Origin of the sequence: Burkholderia sp. Ac-20349 (genome assembly GCF_017104865.1) — a bacterium.
GTDB classification, from domain to species: domain Bacteria; phylum Pseudomonadota; class Gammaproteobacteria; order Burkholderiales; family Burkholderiaceae; genus Burkholderia; species Burkholderia aenigmatica.
Map to the genome: position 1 here is coordinate 22,503 of NZ_JAAGPM010000046.1, position 13,174 is coordinate 35,676.

At 67.4% G+C, this 13,174-nt stretch carries 7 protein-coding genes; 4 read left to right on the top strand and 3 right to left on the bottom strand.

All coding sequences use genetic code 11. The annotated features are described in order from the left end of the window. Nucleotides 1–5: 5 nt before the first annotated feature. Both G3N61_RS17060 and G3N61_RS17065 read left to right on the top strand, forming a co-directional pair. Entirely contained in the window at nt 6–6,320 is a 6,315-nt protein-coding gene (locus tag G3N61_RS17060) for an AAA domain-containing protein (protein ID WP_205823134.1), read from the top strand. A 23-nt stretch (nt 6,321–6,343) separates the two neighbouring features. Then, a complete protein-coding gene (locus G3N61_RS17065; protein WP_346778576.1) occupies nt 6,344–7,663 on the top strand; it encodes a hypothetical protein in 1,320 nt (439 codons plus the stop codon). Between the two features lie 31 nt (nt 7,664–7,694). Here G3N61_RS17065 and G3N61_RS17070 read toward each other — a convergent pair whose 3' ends face one another. After that, nucleotides 7,695–8,606 carry a hypothetical protein gene (locus G3N61_RS17070; RefSeq protein WP_043192076.1) on the bottom strand — a complete coding sequence of 304 codons (912 nt, stop codon included), beginning with the start codon at nt 8,604–8,606 and terminating at the stop codon, nt 7,695–7,697. A gap of 88 nt (nt 8,607–8,694) precedes the next feature. Next, nucleotides 8,695–9,018, bottom strand: a complete 324-nt coding sequence (locus G3N61_RS17075) for a TfoX/Sxy family protein (RefSeq protein ID WP_043192078.1) — start codon at nt 9,016–9,018, stop codon at nt 8,695–8,697. A gap of 287 nt (nt 9,019–9,305) precedes the next feature. Here G3N61_RS17075 and G3N61_RS17080 point away from each other — a divergent pair, with 287 nt between their 5' ends. Continuing rightward, nucleotides 9,306–11,351 (top strand): SMI1/KNR4 family protein, encoded by a 2,046-nt coding sequence (locus G3N61_RS17080; protein ID WP_205823135.1) that lies wholly within the window; start codon nt 9,306–9,308, stop codon nt 11,349–11,351. A gap of 59 nt (nt 11,352–11,410) precedes the next feature. Here G3N61_RS17080 and G3N61_RS17085 read toward each other — a convergent pair whose 3' ends face one another. After that, a complete protein-coding gene (locus tag G3N61_RS17085) occupies nt 11,411–12,343 on the bottom strand; it encodes a GlxA family transcriptional regulator (protein WP_205823136.1) in 933 nt (310 codons plus the stop codon). Between the two features lie 84 nt (nt 12,344–12,427). Between G3N61_RS17085 and G3N61_RS17090 the strand changes: the two genes are divergently transcribed. Further along, nucleotides 12,428–13,144, top strand: a complete 717-nt coding sequence (locus G3N61_RS17090) for a DJ-1/PfpI family protein (RefSeq protein ID WP_205823137.1) — start codon at nt 12,428–12,430, stop codon at nt 13,142–13,144. Nucleotides 13,145–13,174 lie beyond the last annotated feature (30 nt).

Consider the following 13,174-nt stretch of genomic DNA (forward strand, 5'->3'; position numbering starts at 1 on the left):
CAGCCATGATGCGTTTTTGCCCGAATTGCCGAACCGAGCGGTCGGTGGACGAGTGGTACTGTGCCGGCACGGTCGGCGATGCCGTTTGCAACTGGGACTTGTCAGGCGTCCCGATCCGGGCGAACGGCTGGCGCCCCCAGGATGTGGTCACGGTCGAGACGGTCAGCCAGCAAGTGGCTGCGGACACAACCGGATCTCGCGTGCCGCCCTCGCTGTCGTGCACGAACGGCCATCCGATGAACGACGGCGACCTCATGTGCCTCGAATGCGGCGCGGATCCGGCCGTGCCCGCCGACGCGCAGCAGCTCGGCGCCGGCGACGAGGTTCCTGCCGGCAGCTCGGCGGAGGTCGCGCCGCCGCCGCCCGTCGAAGAAACGCGGATCGACGGCTGGCGGTTGTTGCGCCAGATTTCCAGCACGGACGGCGTGCGCGAACGCTACGTGGCCCAGCAGGACGGGACCGGCAGGCAGGCCGTGCTGACGCTGTATCGACCGGGTGCGGAACCGGACCCGGCCGTCTACGATGTGGTGCGCCGCCTGCCGCGCGAGCACGTGCCGGAGATCATCGCTACCGGACGCTGGGATCAACGTGCGTACGAAGTCGCCGAGGAGATGAGCGGCGGGACGCTGGCGGATCTCGGCATGGCCGTCCGCGATCGCGCGACGATCCGCCGGGTGGTCGATGAACTGGGCCAGGCCCTGCAGGCGTTTTCGGATGTGGGGCTTCGGCATCGGGACCTGCGGCCCGGCACGCTGCTGGTGCGCAGCCGCGAACCGCTGGATCTCGTCATCAGCGGCTTCGGTTCGGCACGGCTGTCCGAATTCGATCTCGATATCGTCTCGCCGCTCGAAACGACGCGCTATATGGCGCCCGAGGCCATTGCAGGCGGTGTCGCCGCGGCGTCCGACTGGTGGAGCCTCGGCATGATCCTGCTCGAGCAGCTGACCGACGGCCGCTGCTTCGAAGGCATCAACCCGCGCGCGTTCCTGATCCACGTGCTGGCCAACGGCGTCACGCTGCCGGACGATCTGGATCCCTCGCTTCACCTGTTGCTGCGAGGCCTGCTCGCGCGTGACCGACATCAACGCTGGCAATGGCCGCAAGTCAAGGCCTGGCTGGACGGCAAGCCGGTCGATGCACCGTCGGCAACGACGATCGATGCCGATGGCGACGAAGGCGCCAGCATCGCATTGGGTGCGCGCCAATATCGCAAGCCGGCGATCTTCGCGCTCGCCGCGGCAGAGCGCGAGAACTGGGAAGCGGCACGCGATCACCTGAATCGCGGCGTCGTCCTGACATGGGCGGAACAAGCCGGTGCCGGCGCGAAAGTGCTGGCCGGCCTGCGTCAGGTCGCACAGCTCGACGGCGTCGATGACGATGGCCGCCTGATGATCGCGCTCAAGCTGTTGAATCCCGACATGCCGCTCATTCTGCGCGGCGACATCGTCACGCCCGGCTGGTTGCTGCACAACCCGCTGGAAGGTTACGACCTGGTGACCGGCCCGGTGCCGACGTTCCTGGAACGGCTCGGCACGGAAAGCTGGCTGTCCCGGCTACGCGCTCGCGCCGACGAAGTGCGACACCGGGCTGCGTATCTTGGCATCGAACTGAACGAGGACCTGGTGCGCATCGCGCTGCTTTCCACGTCGCGGGCCCAATTGGCCGCGCAATGGGAAGAGCGACGCCTGTTGTTGCCGGATTCCGATCATCACGGCCTGCTGTCGCTGTCGGAACGCCGCGTCCTCAGCGAGGAAGACCTGATCGTTCTGTTGAGCGCGGCCATTTCACAGTTTCGCTCGGTCGACGAGATCCTCGATCAGGCGGCGGCCGTCGCGGAGCGCGAGCAGATTCTGGTCTTCGATCGCCAGGCTGCCCGGATCGCGCTTGCGCTACCGCGCGTCGACCTGTTCCATGCCGTCGACGACCGGATCGCCGGATTCGCGCGAACCGGCAACCCGACCGTCGATGAATGGGCGGAGCAGTTCCGGCTGGAACGTCGCTTGTCCCTGCACGAAGTCGTCGTTCTGTTGTCGGTGCCCGCCGAGCAGTGGCTGGAACCGCAGAAGCAGCAATACGTGTCGCAGATCCTCGACTTCTTCGAGAAGAAGGTCGCCACGACCGTATTGCGCGGTCCGCTGGTACGGATGACCATCGGCAAGACCACGGGGCGGGTCGATCTCCACGAACTGAACGGCGAGCGATTCGCCAGCACCGCGCTGCTCGACCATCTGCTCCAGCGCAACGTGCAGACGGTATCGGTGGACCCGGCCGTGTTCGGTGCGAGCGGAACGCTCGAAGGCCGGTTGAACACGCTGTACCGGCAGACCTCGCTCTACAAGCGGGATACCGGCATCGACGGCCTCTATCTCGGCTTCCCGTTCCTGCTTTACAAGGATCATCGCAGCACGACGCGCCCTCGCATCGCGCCCGTCCTGTTGTGGCCGGTCAAACTGCTGATGGAGCTCGGCGCGCGACGCCAGGTGGCGATGGCTTTCGACGGCGAGCGCGAGGAGGTTCGCCTGAATCCGGCGCTCGAGGGCCTGCTGGGACGCGAGGCCGTCAAGGCGTGGCGTGTCGCAGCCGACGAGGTGCTCGGCCGTTCCGCGTTGAAAGCGGCCGACGTGGTCGATGCGTTCGGCCTGCTGGCCGACGTGGAAAGCCGCAAACTCGGTGCGCTGCCGCTGCCGACCCTCGACGTGCCCGCCGGCGCGACGCGCCTCGCCTGCGCCGGCGTGCTGTTTCACGTCGACTTCGCCGGCCAGGCCATCGGCGAGGATCTGCGCCAGCTCAAGCAATTGTCGCCTTCCGGCACGGCGCTCGAATCGATGCTGCGGCTCAAGGACAAATCCGACTACGATGCGGCCGAGGCCACGTCGACCGAGCTCGACCGATTCCTGACGGTGGCAAGCGATCCGTCGCAGGAAGCGGCCATCCTGCAGGCGCGTCAGGGCCCCGGACTGCTGGTCGAAGGGCCGCCCGGCACCGGCAAGAGCCAGACGATCGTCAACATGGTCGCCGACGCGATCGGACAAGGCCGGAGCCTGCTGATCGTCTGCCAGAAGCATGCCGCGCTGGAAGTCGTTCGCAAGCGTCTCGTCGCGGAAGGCCTGGGCGATCGCATCGTGATGCTCAACGACGTCAACAAGGACCGCGAGCCGACGATTCGCGCCGTCCGCGAACAACTGGATGGAATCTTTCGCGGAGCCGCGTTCGACCCCGGTTTGATACGCCAGCGTGAACGCATGGCCGCGAGAATCGAAGCCCTCGAGGGCGAACTCGATCGCCAGCATGCCGCGCTGCATCGCGTCGACGCATCGACCGGCCTCAGCTATCGGGCGCTGCTCGGCGAACTGATCCGGCTCGAAGCCGGCACGCCGCCGGTCAGCGTGCCGCAGTTGCGTACCCGGCTTGCCACGCTGGACATTTCGGCGCTGACCACGCTGGAAGAACACTGCGCACCGCTCGCCCGCTACTGGCTGCCGTCGAAGTTCGAGGGTAGCCCGCTGGCGCAATTGAAGTCGTTTGCGACCGATGCCGCGACGCTCGACGCGTTCAACGCAATCTTCGCGGAATTCCGCGACGCGGAACGCCTGCGCATCGAAACGCTCGCCGCGCATCCCGCGCGCTTCGATGTCGACGACCCCGCCCCGTATCGGGCCTGGCTCGATGCCAACGCCGGCCGCCTCGTCGCACTGGACGAGACGCAACGCAAACGGCTGGCGCAATGGCTGCCCTTGTTCCGGCCGGCCGACCATGCCGATGCGGACGGCCATCGGCATTACACGGCGCTCGGCGCGCTGCATCGCGATCTGTTGGCCGTCGACACCAGCGGCTTCGATGCGGTGCTGTCGGCTGCCGTCGCGCAGCTGCCGGATCCCGCGCTCCGCAAGCTCGAGGCCCAGGCGACGCTGGCGACGCGCGCCCCGTCGCTGTTGCGCCGCCTGAACCCGATCACGTATCTGCGGCGCGGCCGCCTGATGAAGTTCGTCACCGGCTGCGGCGCGCCCGCGACCGACGAAACGCTCCGCAAGCTGCTGGCCGCCAGCCGGCTCGAAAAAACCTGGCGGCCGCTGCGCGACACATTGAACACGATCAGCCGCGCCTTGCATCTCGAGACGGTCGAGCCCGCGTGCGGGCCGGCGCTCGCCGATGCCTGCCTGACCCGCCTGCGCCAGCTCGAGGAGATCCGCGAACTCGCGCAGCATCTGGCGATCGCGCCACGCGGCGACGAATTCGACTCGGCCGTGATGACCGGCGATCGGGCGCCCGTCGAACAGTTGCTCGACGGTTTCGAGACCGCATTCGTGCGGCACCACGCGCGCCAGCATAGTCTTCGCGCGCTGAGGCCGCTCGATGAATGGCTCTCGGCAGAACTCGTCACCGCCTGCCGCCAGGCCATCGCCGACAACATCAGTTATCAGGCGCCGTTGAACCGAATCGGCGATGCGTTGCCGACGCTGGCCGCGTATCAGCAATTCCGCACCCGGGCACGGCATGTCACCGCCGACGCACTCGACGTGTTTGCGATCATGCGCGACCAAGAAGACGCGCTGACGCGTCTGCCGCCTGAACGCCTCGACGACGCCGTGCGGCGCATGATCAACCGCGAGGCGCGGCTCGGCTGGAAGCGGCGCATGGAGCAGGACCATCCCGAGTTGCTGCTCGACCAGAGCGAAACGGCCGCCAAGATCGAAGCACTCGCGGCCGCCGACGCGGAAATGCGGCGCCTGAACCGCGAGATGCTTCGCAACGGCATCGACCACAGCCGGCTGGGTTCGGCGCGCGACTGGGAAGACGTGACGCGCTTGACCGGCCGGCGCTCCCGGCGTCTGCGCGAATTCATCGAACTCGGGACGGGGCTGGGCCTGATGGCGCTGCGGCCGGTCTGGCTGATGAACCCCGACGTCGCGAGCCGCGTACTGCCGCTGAAATCGGGGCTGTTCGATTCCGTCGTCTACGACGAGGCCTCGCAGATGCCGGTGGAATACGCGATTCCGACGCTGTTCCGCGGCAACTTGTCGATCGTCAGCGGCGACGAGAAGCAAATGCCGCCGACCGCGTTCTTTTCGAGCCGGGCGGAAAGCGACGAGACCGACATCTTCGACGGCGAACAACCCGACGAGGGCGCGACGGAAGACGAACGCGAGCGCTTCGAGGACACCTGGAACCGACGCGAAATCAAGGACTGCCCCGACGTGCTGCAACTGGCACGGAGCGCGCTGCCCGTGTCGACGCTGCAGATCCACTATCGTTCGGCGTATCGCGAGCTGATCGGCTATTCCAACGCCGCGTTCTACGAGAACAACCTCAGCGTGCCGGTTCGCCATCCGGATGCCACGGTGCGCGAGGTGAAGCCGCTCGAACTCGTCCAGGTGAATGGCCTTTACGAGCAGCAGACCAACAGCGACGAAGCGGATCGCGTGGTCGCCTATCTGGCGCACCTGTGGCAACAGCCTTACGCACAGCGCCCGTCCGTCGGCGTGGTCACGTTCAACCGCAAGCAGGCCGACCTCATCCTGGAGCGCCTGGAGCAGCGCGCGGAAGCGGATGAAGCATTCCGCGACGCGTACCGCGAGGAACTCGAGCGCACCGATCGCGGCGAGGACATGGCCGTGTTCGTGAAGAACGTCGAGAACGTCCAGGGCGACGAACGCGACATCATCGTCTTCTCCACGACCTTCGGGCGCAACAGCCAGGGCACCTTCCGGCGCATGTTTGGCGTGCTGGGCCAGAGCGGCGGCGAGCGGCGCCTCAACGTGGCCGTGACGCGTGCCCGCCATAAGGTCGTGCTCATCACGTCGATGCCGATCCGCGAGATCTCCGACATGCTCACGACGCAGCGCAAGCCGGCGATTCCGCGCGATTATCTTCAGGGTTATATGGAATACGCACGCGCGATGTCGAACGGTGAACTGCCCGCCGGCCGCGCGTTGCTCGGCCGCATGAGCAGCGAACGCGCGCATGCGAAGTTGCGGCAGACGGGTGGCGTCGACGGCTTCGCGGAAGATGTGCTGGCTTATCTGCAGGACCTCGGCCTGTCACCGGTGCCCGCCCAGGAAGGTGATGCCTTCGGGCTTGATTTTGCGATCGCCGATCCGGACACCGGCCTTTATGCGATCGGCATCGAATGCGATGCGCCGCGTCATCCCCTGCTCGAACATGCGCGTGCCCGGGAAATCTGGCGGCCGTCCGTGCTGGGGCGCGCCATTCCGACGCTGCATCGCGTGTCGTCGCAAGCCTGGTACCACGCACCGGAAACAGAGAAGGCTCGCCTGAAGGCAGCCGTCGCGCAGGCGCTGAACCAGGAGGTGATGGCATGAGCGGCCCGAAAGTCGTCCGGATCGTGACGCGCGAGGAAATCGTCGCGATCTGCGAAGGACATCTGCAACGCCTCGACCAGGCCATCGCCACCTGGATTGCCGAAGGCCGACGTACCGGCGCGCTGTCGGACGAAGAGATCGCTGCGACCCGGGCTCGACGTGAAGCGCTGGCCGCATTGATCGCCGCCGACGCGTTCATGGAGTTGCAGAAGAAAGTGCCCGACGAGATGGCTTTCCTGAAGGCGGATCTCGTCCGGCGTCAACAGGTGGCAGTCGAACAGGCCGAGCAGGCAGCGAAACGCCGGCGGCAAGGACGGCACGGCGCGACGACCTTGCTCCGCGCGCTGGAAGCGAAAGGGATCGCGATGCCGGCCGAGCTTCATGGCCAGCTTGATCGCCTGCGCTCGGGCGATCTGCTCGAACATGCCGATGCGCTGCTCGCGCAAGGGTTCGCCCTGCTGACGCCAGCGGTGGGACGCACACTCAACGAGGCGCAACGGGCGCTGGCGAATCGCCTGATGCCCGCCGAACAGTCGGCGGACTTCGAGACCTGGAAGGCCGCGCAACGGGCGGCGTCTCGCGATCCGTCGATCGACCGTCTCGATCGACAGATCGGCGAGGCACGGGTATTTCTGGATCCGCAAGCGGTTGCCGGGTTCTCGTCGAGACTGGATGCGCTCGAAGACGAGATCAACGACGCGCGCAAGAGCCTGTTGCTCGACAGCCTGATCCTCGACCTGTCGAGTGCCATCGAGGCCGCCCGCGCACGCCGCGCGGCGATCGCGGCACTGGAGGAGCTGACAGCGGAGATTCGGGCCTGCAACACCGCAGACACCGCGAATTTTGTCGAACGCGCTCGACAATGCGATATCGCCACGTCGCCGGACGTCGTGGCCGAGTTGACCCGAACCGGGCAGGACCTGATCGCGCAGATGCGGCAGCAACAGGCAGCGGAGGCGCGGCGCAACGCGATCCTGAACGGCCTGGCGCGACTCGGCTACGAAGTGCATGAGGGCATGACGACCGCATGGGCGAAGGACGGCCGGGTCGTCGTCAAGAAACCTTCGCTGCCGGATTATGGCGTCGAAGTGGGCGGTCAGGCTCAGGCCGGACGCCTGCAGGTTCGGGCCGTTTCCCTCGTCGCGAATCGCGACGTTGCCCGCGACAAGGATGTCGAAACGCTCTGGTGCGGCGAGTTCGGCCGGTTGCAGGCGTTGCTGGCCCAACACGGCGACGACTTGCTGATCGAACGTGCGATGGGGGTGGGCGAGGTACCGCTCAAGGTGGTTGCCGAACTCGACCAACCGTCCGGCACGGAAGCAGCGATGCGCACGCTGAAGTAAGTCGTGCCGGAGAGCGCCTTCCGGGCGCCGCCTATCGCGCCGCCTGCTGCCGCTGCACCTCCTGCGCTTTCATCTGCAGATAGGCGCCGCGCTCGACCTCGTGCAGTTGCTGCGGATACTGCTCGGTCGCGTCGAACCAGCGCGTGAGGCGCTGGTCGAGCGGCTTGTCGAGCGTCGCGAGATACGTGTCGATCGCGAGGTAGTAGCGCATCGTGTTGCGCTCCAGCAGCCCGCGCACACCGCCGATGTACTGCGGCTGCGCGGCCGATGCGCCGCTAACGTTCGTGAAGCCGACCTTGTCGCTGCCGACAGTCGCGAGGTAGGTCTTCATCGCCATGCGGCCGACCGTGCCGAAGCCATACGAATACGTGAGATGCAGGAACGTGCGCGACGCGCCGACCGGCACGGCCTCCAGCGCGATCCGGTAATCCTTCGTGCCCATCGGGCCGCTGTCGGCGGTCAGGTCGACCTGGAAATAGTCCGGCGTCGCAGCCGCCACGCGATAGCGGAATTGCACGCGATAGGTGTCCGACAGCTTCTGCTGGATCTTGCGGCCGAGGTTCACGTCGAGCACCGGGCCGTTGCTGCCGCTCGACGCATGGCAATACTTCGTGTTCAGGTGCAGGATCAGCACCGCGCACCAGTTCGCGGGGCCCTGCGCGGGATCGTCGAGCTGGCTGCTGACGACCGCGTACGGATAATCGACCACCGCGTAGATGTCGCCCTTCAACGACGACGACGCTTCCGCCGATTCGAGGACCAGCGGCCGGTGAAACGCGTTGTCCTTCAATTGCGGGCCGAGGCTGCGGTAACGGTCGAGCAGCGTCGCCGCATCGTCCGCGCCGAACGACAACGCGCTCCAGCCAACGCACAGGGCCGCCGCGAGCGCGTGCCACGCGCGGCGAGCCAGCCACGTGCCGCGCGGATCTCCGGATGTCTTCATTCTTGTGCTCCCGCCTGGCGCGCGATGGTCGCGCTGTGTGTCACAGAATACGCCTGGCCGCAGCGCAACATTGCACGCGAACGGGCCGCTATCGGCTCCGCTTCACCGGCACCGGCAACTGCGCGGCGGTGATCCGGATCAGCGCCGACAGCCATTCGCGATCGTCCCAGCGCTCGCCGGAGATGACGAGGTGCGGCTTCGCGCCCGGATACGGCGAACCTTCTTCGCAGGCGCCGAGAAACGCGCGGCCTTCGGGTGTCGGCTTGACGAACAGCCGGTCGTCGCAGACGAGCGCGGCCATCTTGCCATCGCAATAAATGCCGTATTCGCCGAACATCTTGCGCGCCGAAACCGTACCGGCCGCCGCCATCTGCTCGACGATGAAATCGACGGTGCTTTGGCTCGATGCCATCTGCCGCTCCTTGCAAAAAGTTTAAGACCGCAGTGTGCACCAGACCGTTCCGCGTGATCGGCAGATACGCTGCGGCGCGTCATCCCTGCGTCGAAGGCACGCGCATTCAGGCACGGGCGGACCTTCGACGCCCGCCGCGCCCTGACATCCCTGACAGTTACATTACGCCTCGATGAATCGTCCAATGACGCTTCACAAAAAACTGGCTTCGCCGATGTGCCGGGAGAGCGGCACGGGCCACCCGACCGGATCGCCGTGCGCCCCGAAGCGTCGACACAAGGAACCCGATGAGCGTACCTGCCCCCTTCCCCGCGTGGCTCAAGCAGACCTATGAATACTATTGCCGCCAACTCGTCCCGGGCGCGATGCTGAGCGAGACGATCGCGATCGACGACGCCGTGTCGCGCGTCACCGCCGCCGACGTCATCGCTGCGGACGATGTGCCGTCCGTTCCGCTTGCCGCGTGCGACGGCTATGCGCTGCGCGCATCCGACACGGCTCGCGCGACACGTCGCGAACCCGTCGATCTCACCTGCGAACTCTCGCTGGGCTATCTGGCGTCGCGAACGGCCAGCCCGGCCGCACGCGCGCTCGCGTCCGGCCACGCGGCCAGCATCCCGGCCTACGTGACGATACCGGAACACGCCGACACCGTTGCGCCGGCCTCCACCCATCGCTGGGCCAGCGCAGACGTCGGCGCGTACCTGCGGTTTCGCGCGCCATATGCGCCCGGCCAGCACGTGATCGCCGCCGGCAGCGAATACCGGAAAGGAGACGTCCTGCTCGCGAAGGGGCTGCGGATTACGCCGGCGCGGCAGGCTGCGCTGATTGCGGCGGGCGTGCGCGAGGTGGCCGTCACGAAGCGGCCGCGCATCGGCATCGTGATCGCCGGCTACGAGGTGGTGCCGCCTGGCCATGCGCGCGAATTGTGGCAGCGCTACGATTCGTGCGGCCCGTATGTCCGCGCGATCCTGCGCCAATGGGGTTATGACGTGCCTGCCATCGAGTATCTGCCACTGCCGTCCGCGGTTCCGTGGTCGGCCGACGCGTGGCGCGACGACCAGGCGTTCAGGCGACAGCTGGCCGAACTGGCCAAGCGCTACGACCTGATCGTCGGCGCCGGGCTGCCGGCGGGCAATTCATTCCAGATTCGCGGCCTGAGCAGCCAGATGGCATACCCGAACAGCAAGGACACGATCCGGATCAAGCAGACGCCCGGTGGAGTATTCAACGTCGGACGCAGTGAGAACCGCTCGCCGCCGAAGAAGTGGATGGTGGAATCTACGAGGCCGAACGGCTACATCTACCGGACGGAGGCGAAGGTCAGCTACGATCAGGCGGTACTGGTCAACCTGCCGGGCCATACGAGCGGTGTCGCGGTCTTGATGCATGCGATCGTCCGGTACGTGCTCGATTCGCTGGAGCATGTCGCATCGCCAGGGCCGCACTGGGAAACCGCGCTGACCGCGCACGATATCGCACCGGACGCCGAACTCAACGGGATGCGCTGGGGCATTCGGCACGGCGCCGAACGCGGCGAATCGCGGGTCAGCCTGCTGCCATGCCAGGGAGAAGAATCGATTCGCGCCGTGACCGACGCCGAGGTGCTCGTCGCGATCCCGGCCGGGGAAGCGGTGCTGCCTGCCGGTACGCCCGTCTTGTTCGTGCGGCTCGATGGCACCGGCCACGAAGCGCCGCGACGCGGCGAGGTAACGCCTCCGGAGACGGTGGCGGACGCGCCGCCGCCGCCGACACCGCAAGCAGCCGCCACCGGCACCGGCACATTGGTTGCTGACGCAACCGTCCCCGATGTTCGCGAGTCATGGCAACACATCGAAAACCGGATCGCCGCCGCTCCGACGCAGCTTCCAGGTGGCCTCAACGGGCCGGCCTCAGCGGACGCGATCGCCGCATTGCACGCCACGCTGGGCACGACGCTGCCGGATGACCTGCTGGAGAGCCTTCGGCTTCACGACGGCCAGGCCGATCCGGCAGCCGTCTTCGCCGAAAGCGACGCCTTGCTGAGCGCGCACGAGATCGCCGCGCAATGGTCGATCTGGAAGAAACTGGTATCGGGTGGCGACTTCGACGACATGACGTCCGACCCGGACGCCGGCATCCGCGACGACTGGTACAACCTCAAGTGGATTCCGTTCACGCACGACGGCAGCGGCAATCATCTGTGCGTCGACCTCGATCCCGCCGAAGGCGGCACGGTCGGGCAAGTGATCCGGGTCTGGCATGACGACGATCGGCGTGAACGTTTTGCATCGAGTTATGCGGAATGGCTCGCCCGCGTAGCGGCGGAGCGTGACGATCCGGCCGGCGATTGAGCGGTCGGCGAAAGCGGCGCGACACGTCGCGCCCCGTCGCCGATCGCGCTGGCGCCCGTCTATGAACGCAGCGCCGATGGCGCAATGCCCAGCCAGCGCTGGAAACTGCGCCGCATGTTTTCCGTATCGCCGAACCCGCACTCGTTCGCCACGCGCTGCAGCGATGCCGCACCGCTTTCGAGCGCGGCGCGGGCGGCTTCCACGCGCAGTTTCTCGACGGCCTTGGCCGGCGTGAGGCCGGTTTCCGTCTGGAACGCCCGCGCGAATTGACGCGGGCTCATGCACGCCTGCTCGGCCAGGTCGCTCACGCGCAAGCGCGCACCGAGATTGCGGCGAATGTAGTCGAGCAACGGCTGGAAGCGCCCTTGCGCGCTGTCGAGTTCGATCAGCGCCGAGAACTGCGACTGTCCGCCCGGGCGCCGGTAGTACACGACCAGCCGCTTCGCGACCGCGCGCGCCAGCCGCTCGCCGCGATCCGCGCCGATCAGCGCGAGCGTCAGGTCGATGCCGGCCGTGATGCCGGCGCTCGTCCAGAACGGCCCGTCGTTCACGTAGATGCGGTCGAGCGCCAGCCGGACCTGCGGAAACGCCTGCGCGAAGCGCTCGCCGCAGCCCCAGTGCGTGGTCGCCAGCCGGCCGTCCAGCACGCCGGCCGCGGCCAGCAGCAGGCTGCCCGAACAGACACTCGCGACGCGGATGCCGCGCGCCGCGCAGCGTCGGACGAACGCGCACGTCGCGTCGTCTGCCATCGCGGCATCGACGCCATCGCCGCCCGCGACCAGCAACGTATCGAGGTCCGCCGCCTCCGGCAACGGCTCGGCGTGCCAGCTCACGCCCGACGAACTCCGCACCAGCCCCGGCTGCGCCGCGACGATGCGAACCGCGTAATACGGCGTGCGCGCGTAGTCGGCCATCTCGAACGCGGCAACGGGCCCGGCGGCATCGAGCAACTGGAAGCCGGGATACACGAGCATGGCGACGCGATGGGTCATGGCAGAAAGTGCGGGAGAAATGACATTGCGACGGACGGCGCGCGGCCCGATCCTACAGGCCGTTCATGTCTTTGGGAGATCGTAATGGCCACCACGCCGTTCATCGTCGTATTCGCGTTGTTCGATCATGTCACGCAGCTCGATTTCACCGGGCCGGACGAGGTGTTCTGGCGTCTGCCGGGCGCACGGATTCACCGGGCCTCCGTGCGCGGCGGATCGATTCGCGCGGACAGCGGCCTGACCATCGCGGCCGTCGAACGGCTTGCCGACATCGCACACGCCGATCTCGTCTGCGTGCCGGGCGGGCTCGGCGTGATCGACGCGATCGCCGACGATGCGTTCGTTCGCGAGGTGCGCCGGCTCGCGCAAAGCGCCCGCTATGTTACCTCCGTGTGCAGCGGGTCGCTGGTGCTCGGCGCGGCCGGGTTGCTGCACGGCCGGCGGGCCGCCTGCCACTGGGCGTGGCGCGACCTGCTGCCGCCGTTCGGCGCGATCGTCGACACCGGCCGCGTGGTGCGTGACGGCCCGGTCGTCACGGGCGGCGGCGTCACCGCCGGCATCGACATGGCGCTGTCGGTGATGGCCGACATCGCCGGCCCGGCCTACGCGCAAGCCGTGCAGCTCGGCATCGAGTACGCGCCCGAGCCGCCGTTCGACTGCGGACGTCCCGAGCAGGCCGCACCGGACATTCTCGCGTCGGTGTCCGCGCTGTTCGAGCGCGTGCGGCCCGATCGTCATGCGGTCGTGGCGCGCGCGGCGCAGCACCTTGCACCGCCGGACGCAGGCCGACAGACGACTTGACGACGCGCAGGCAGCCCCTGCCCGACCGGC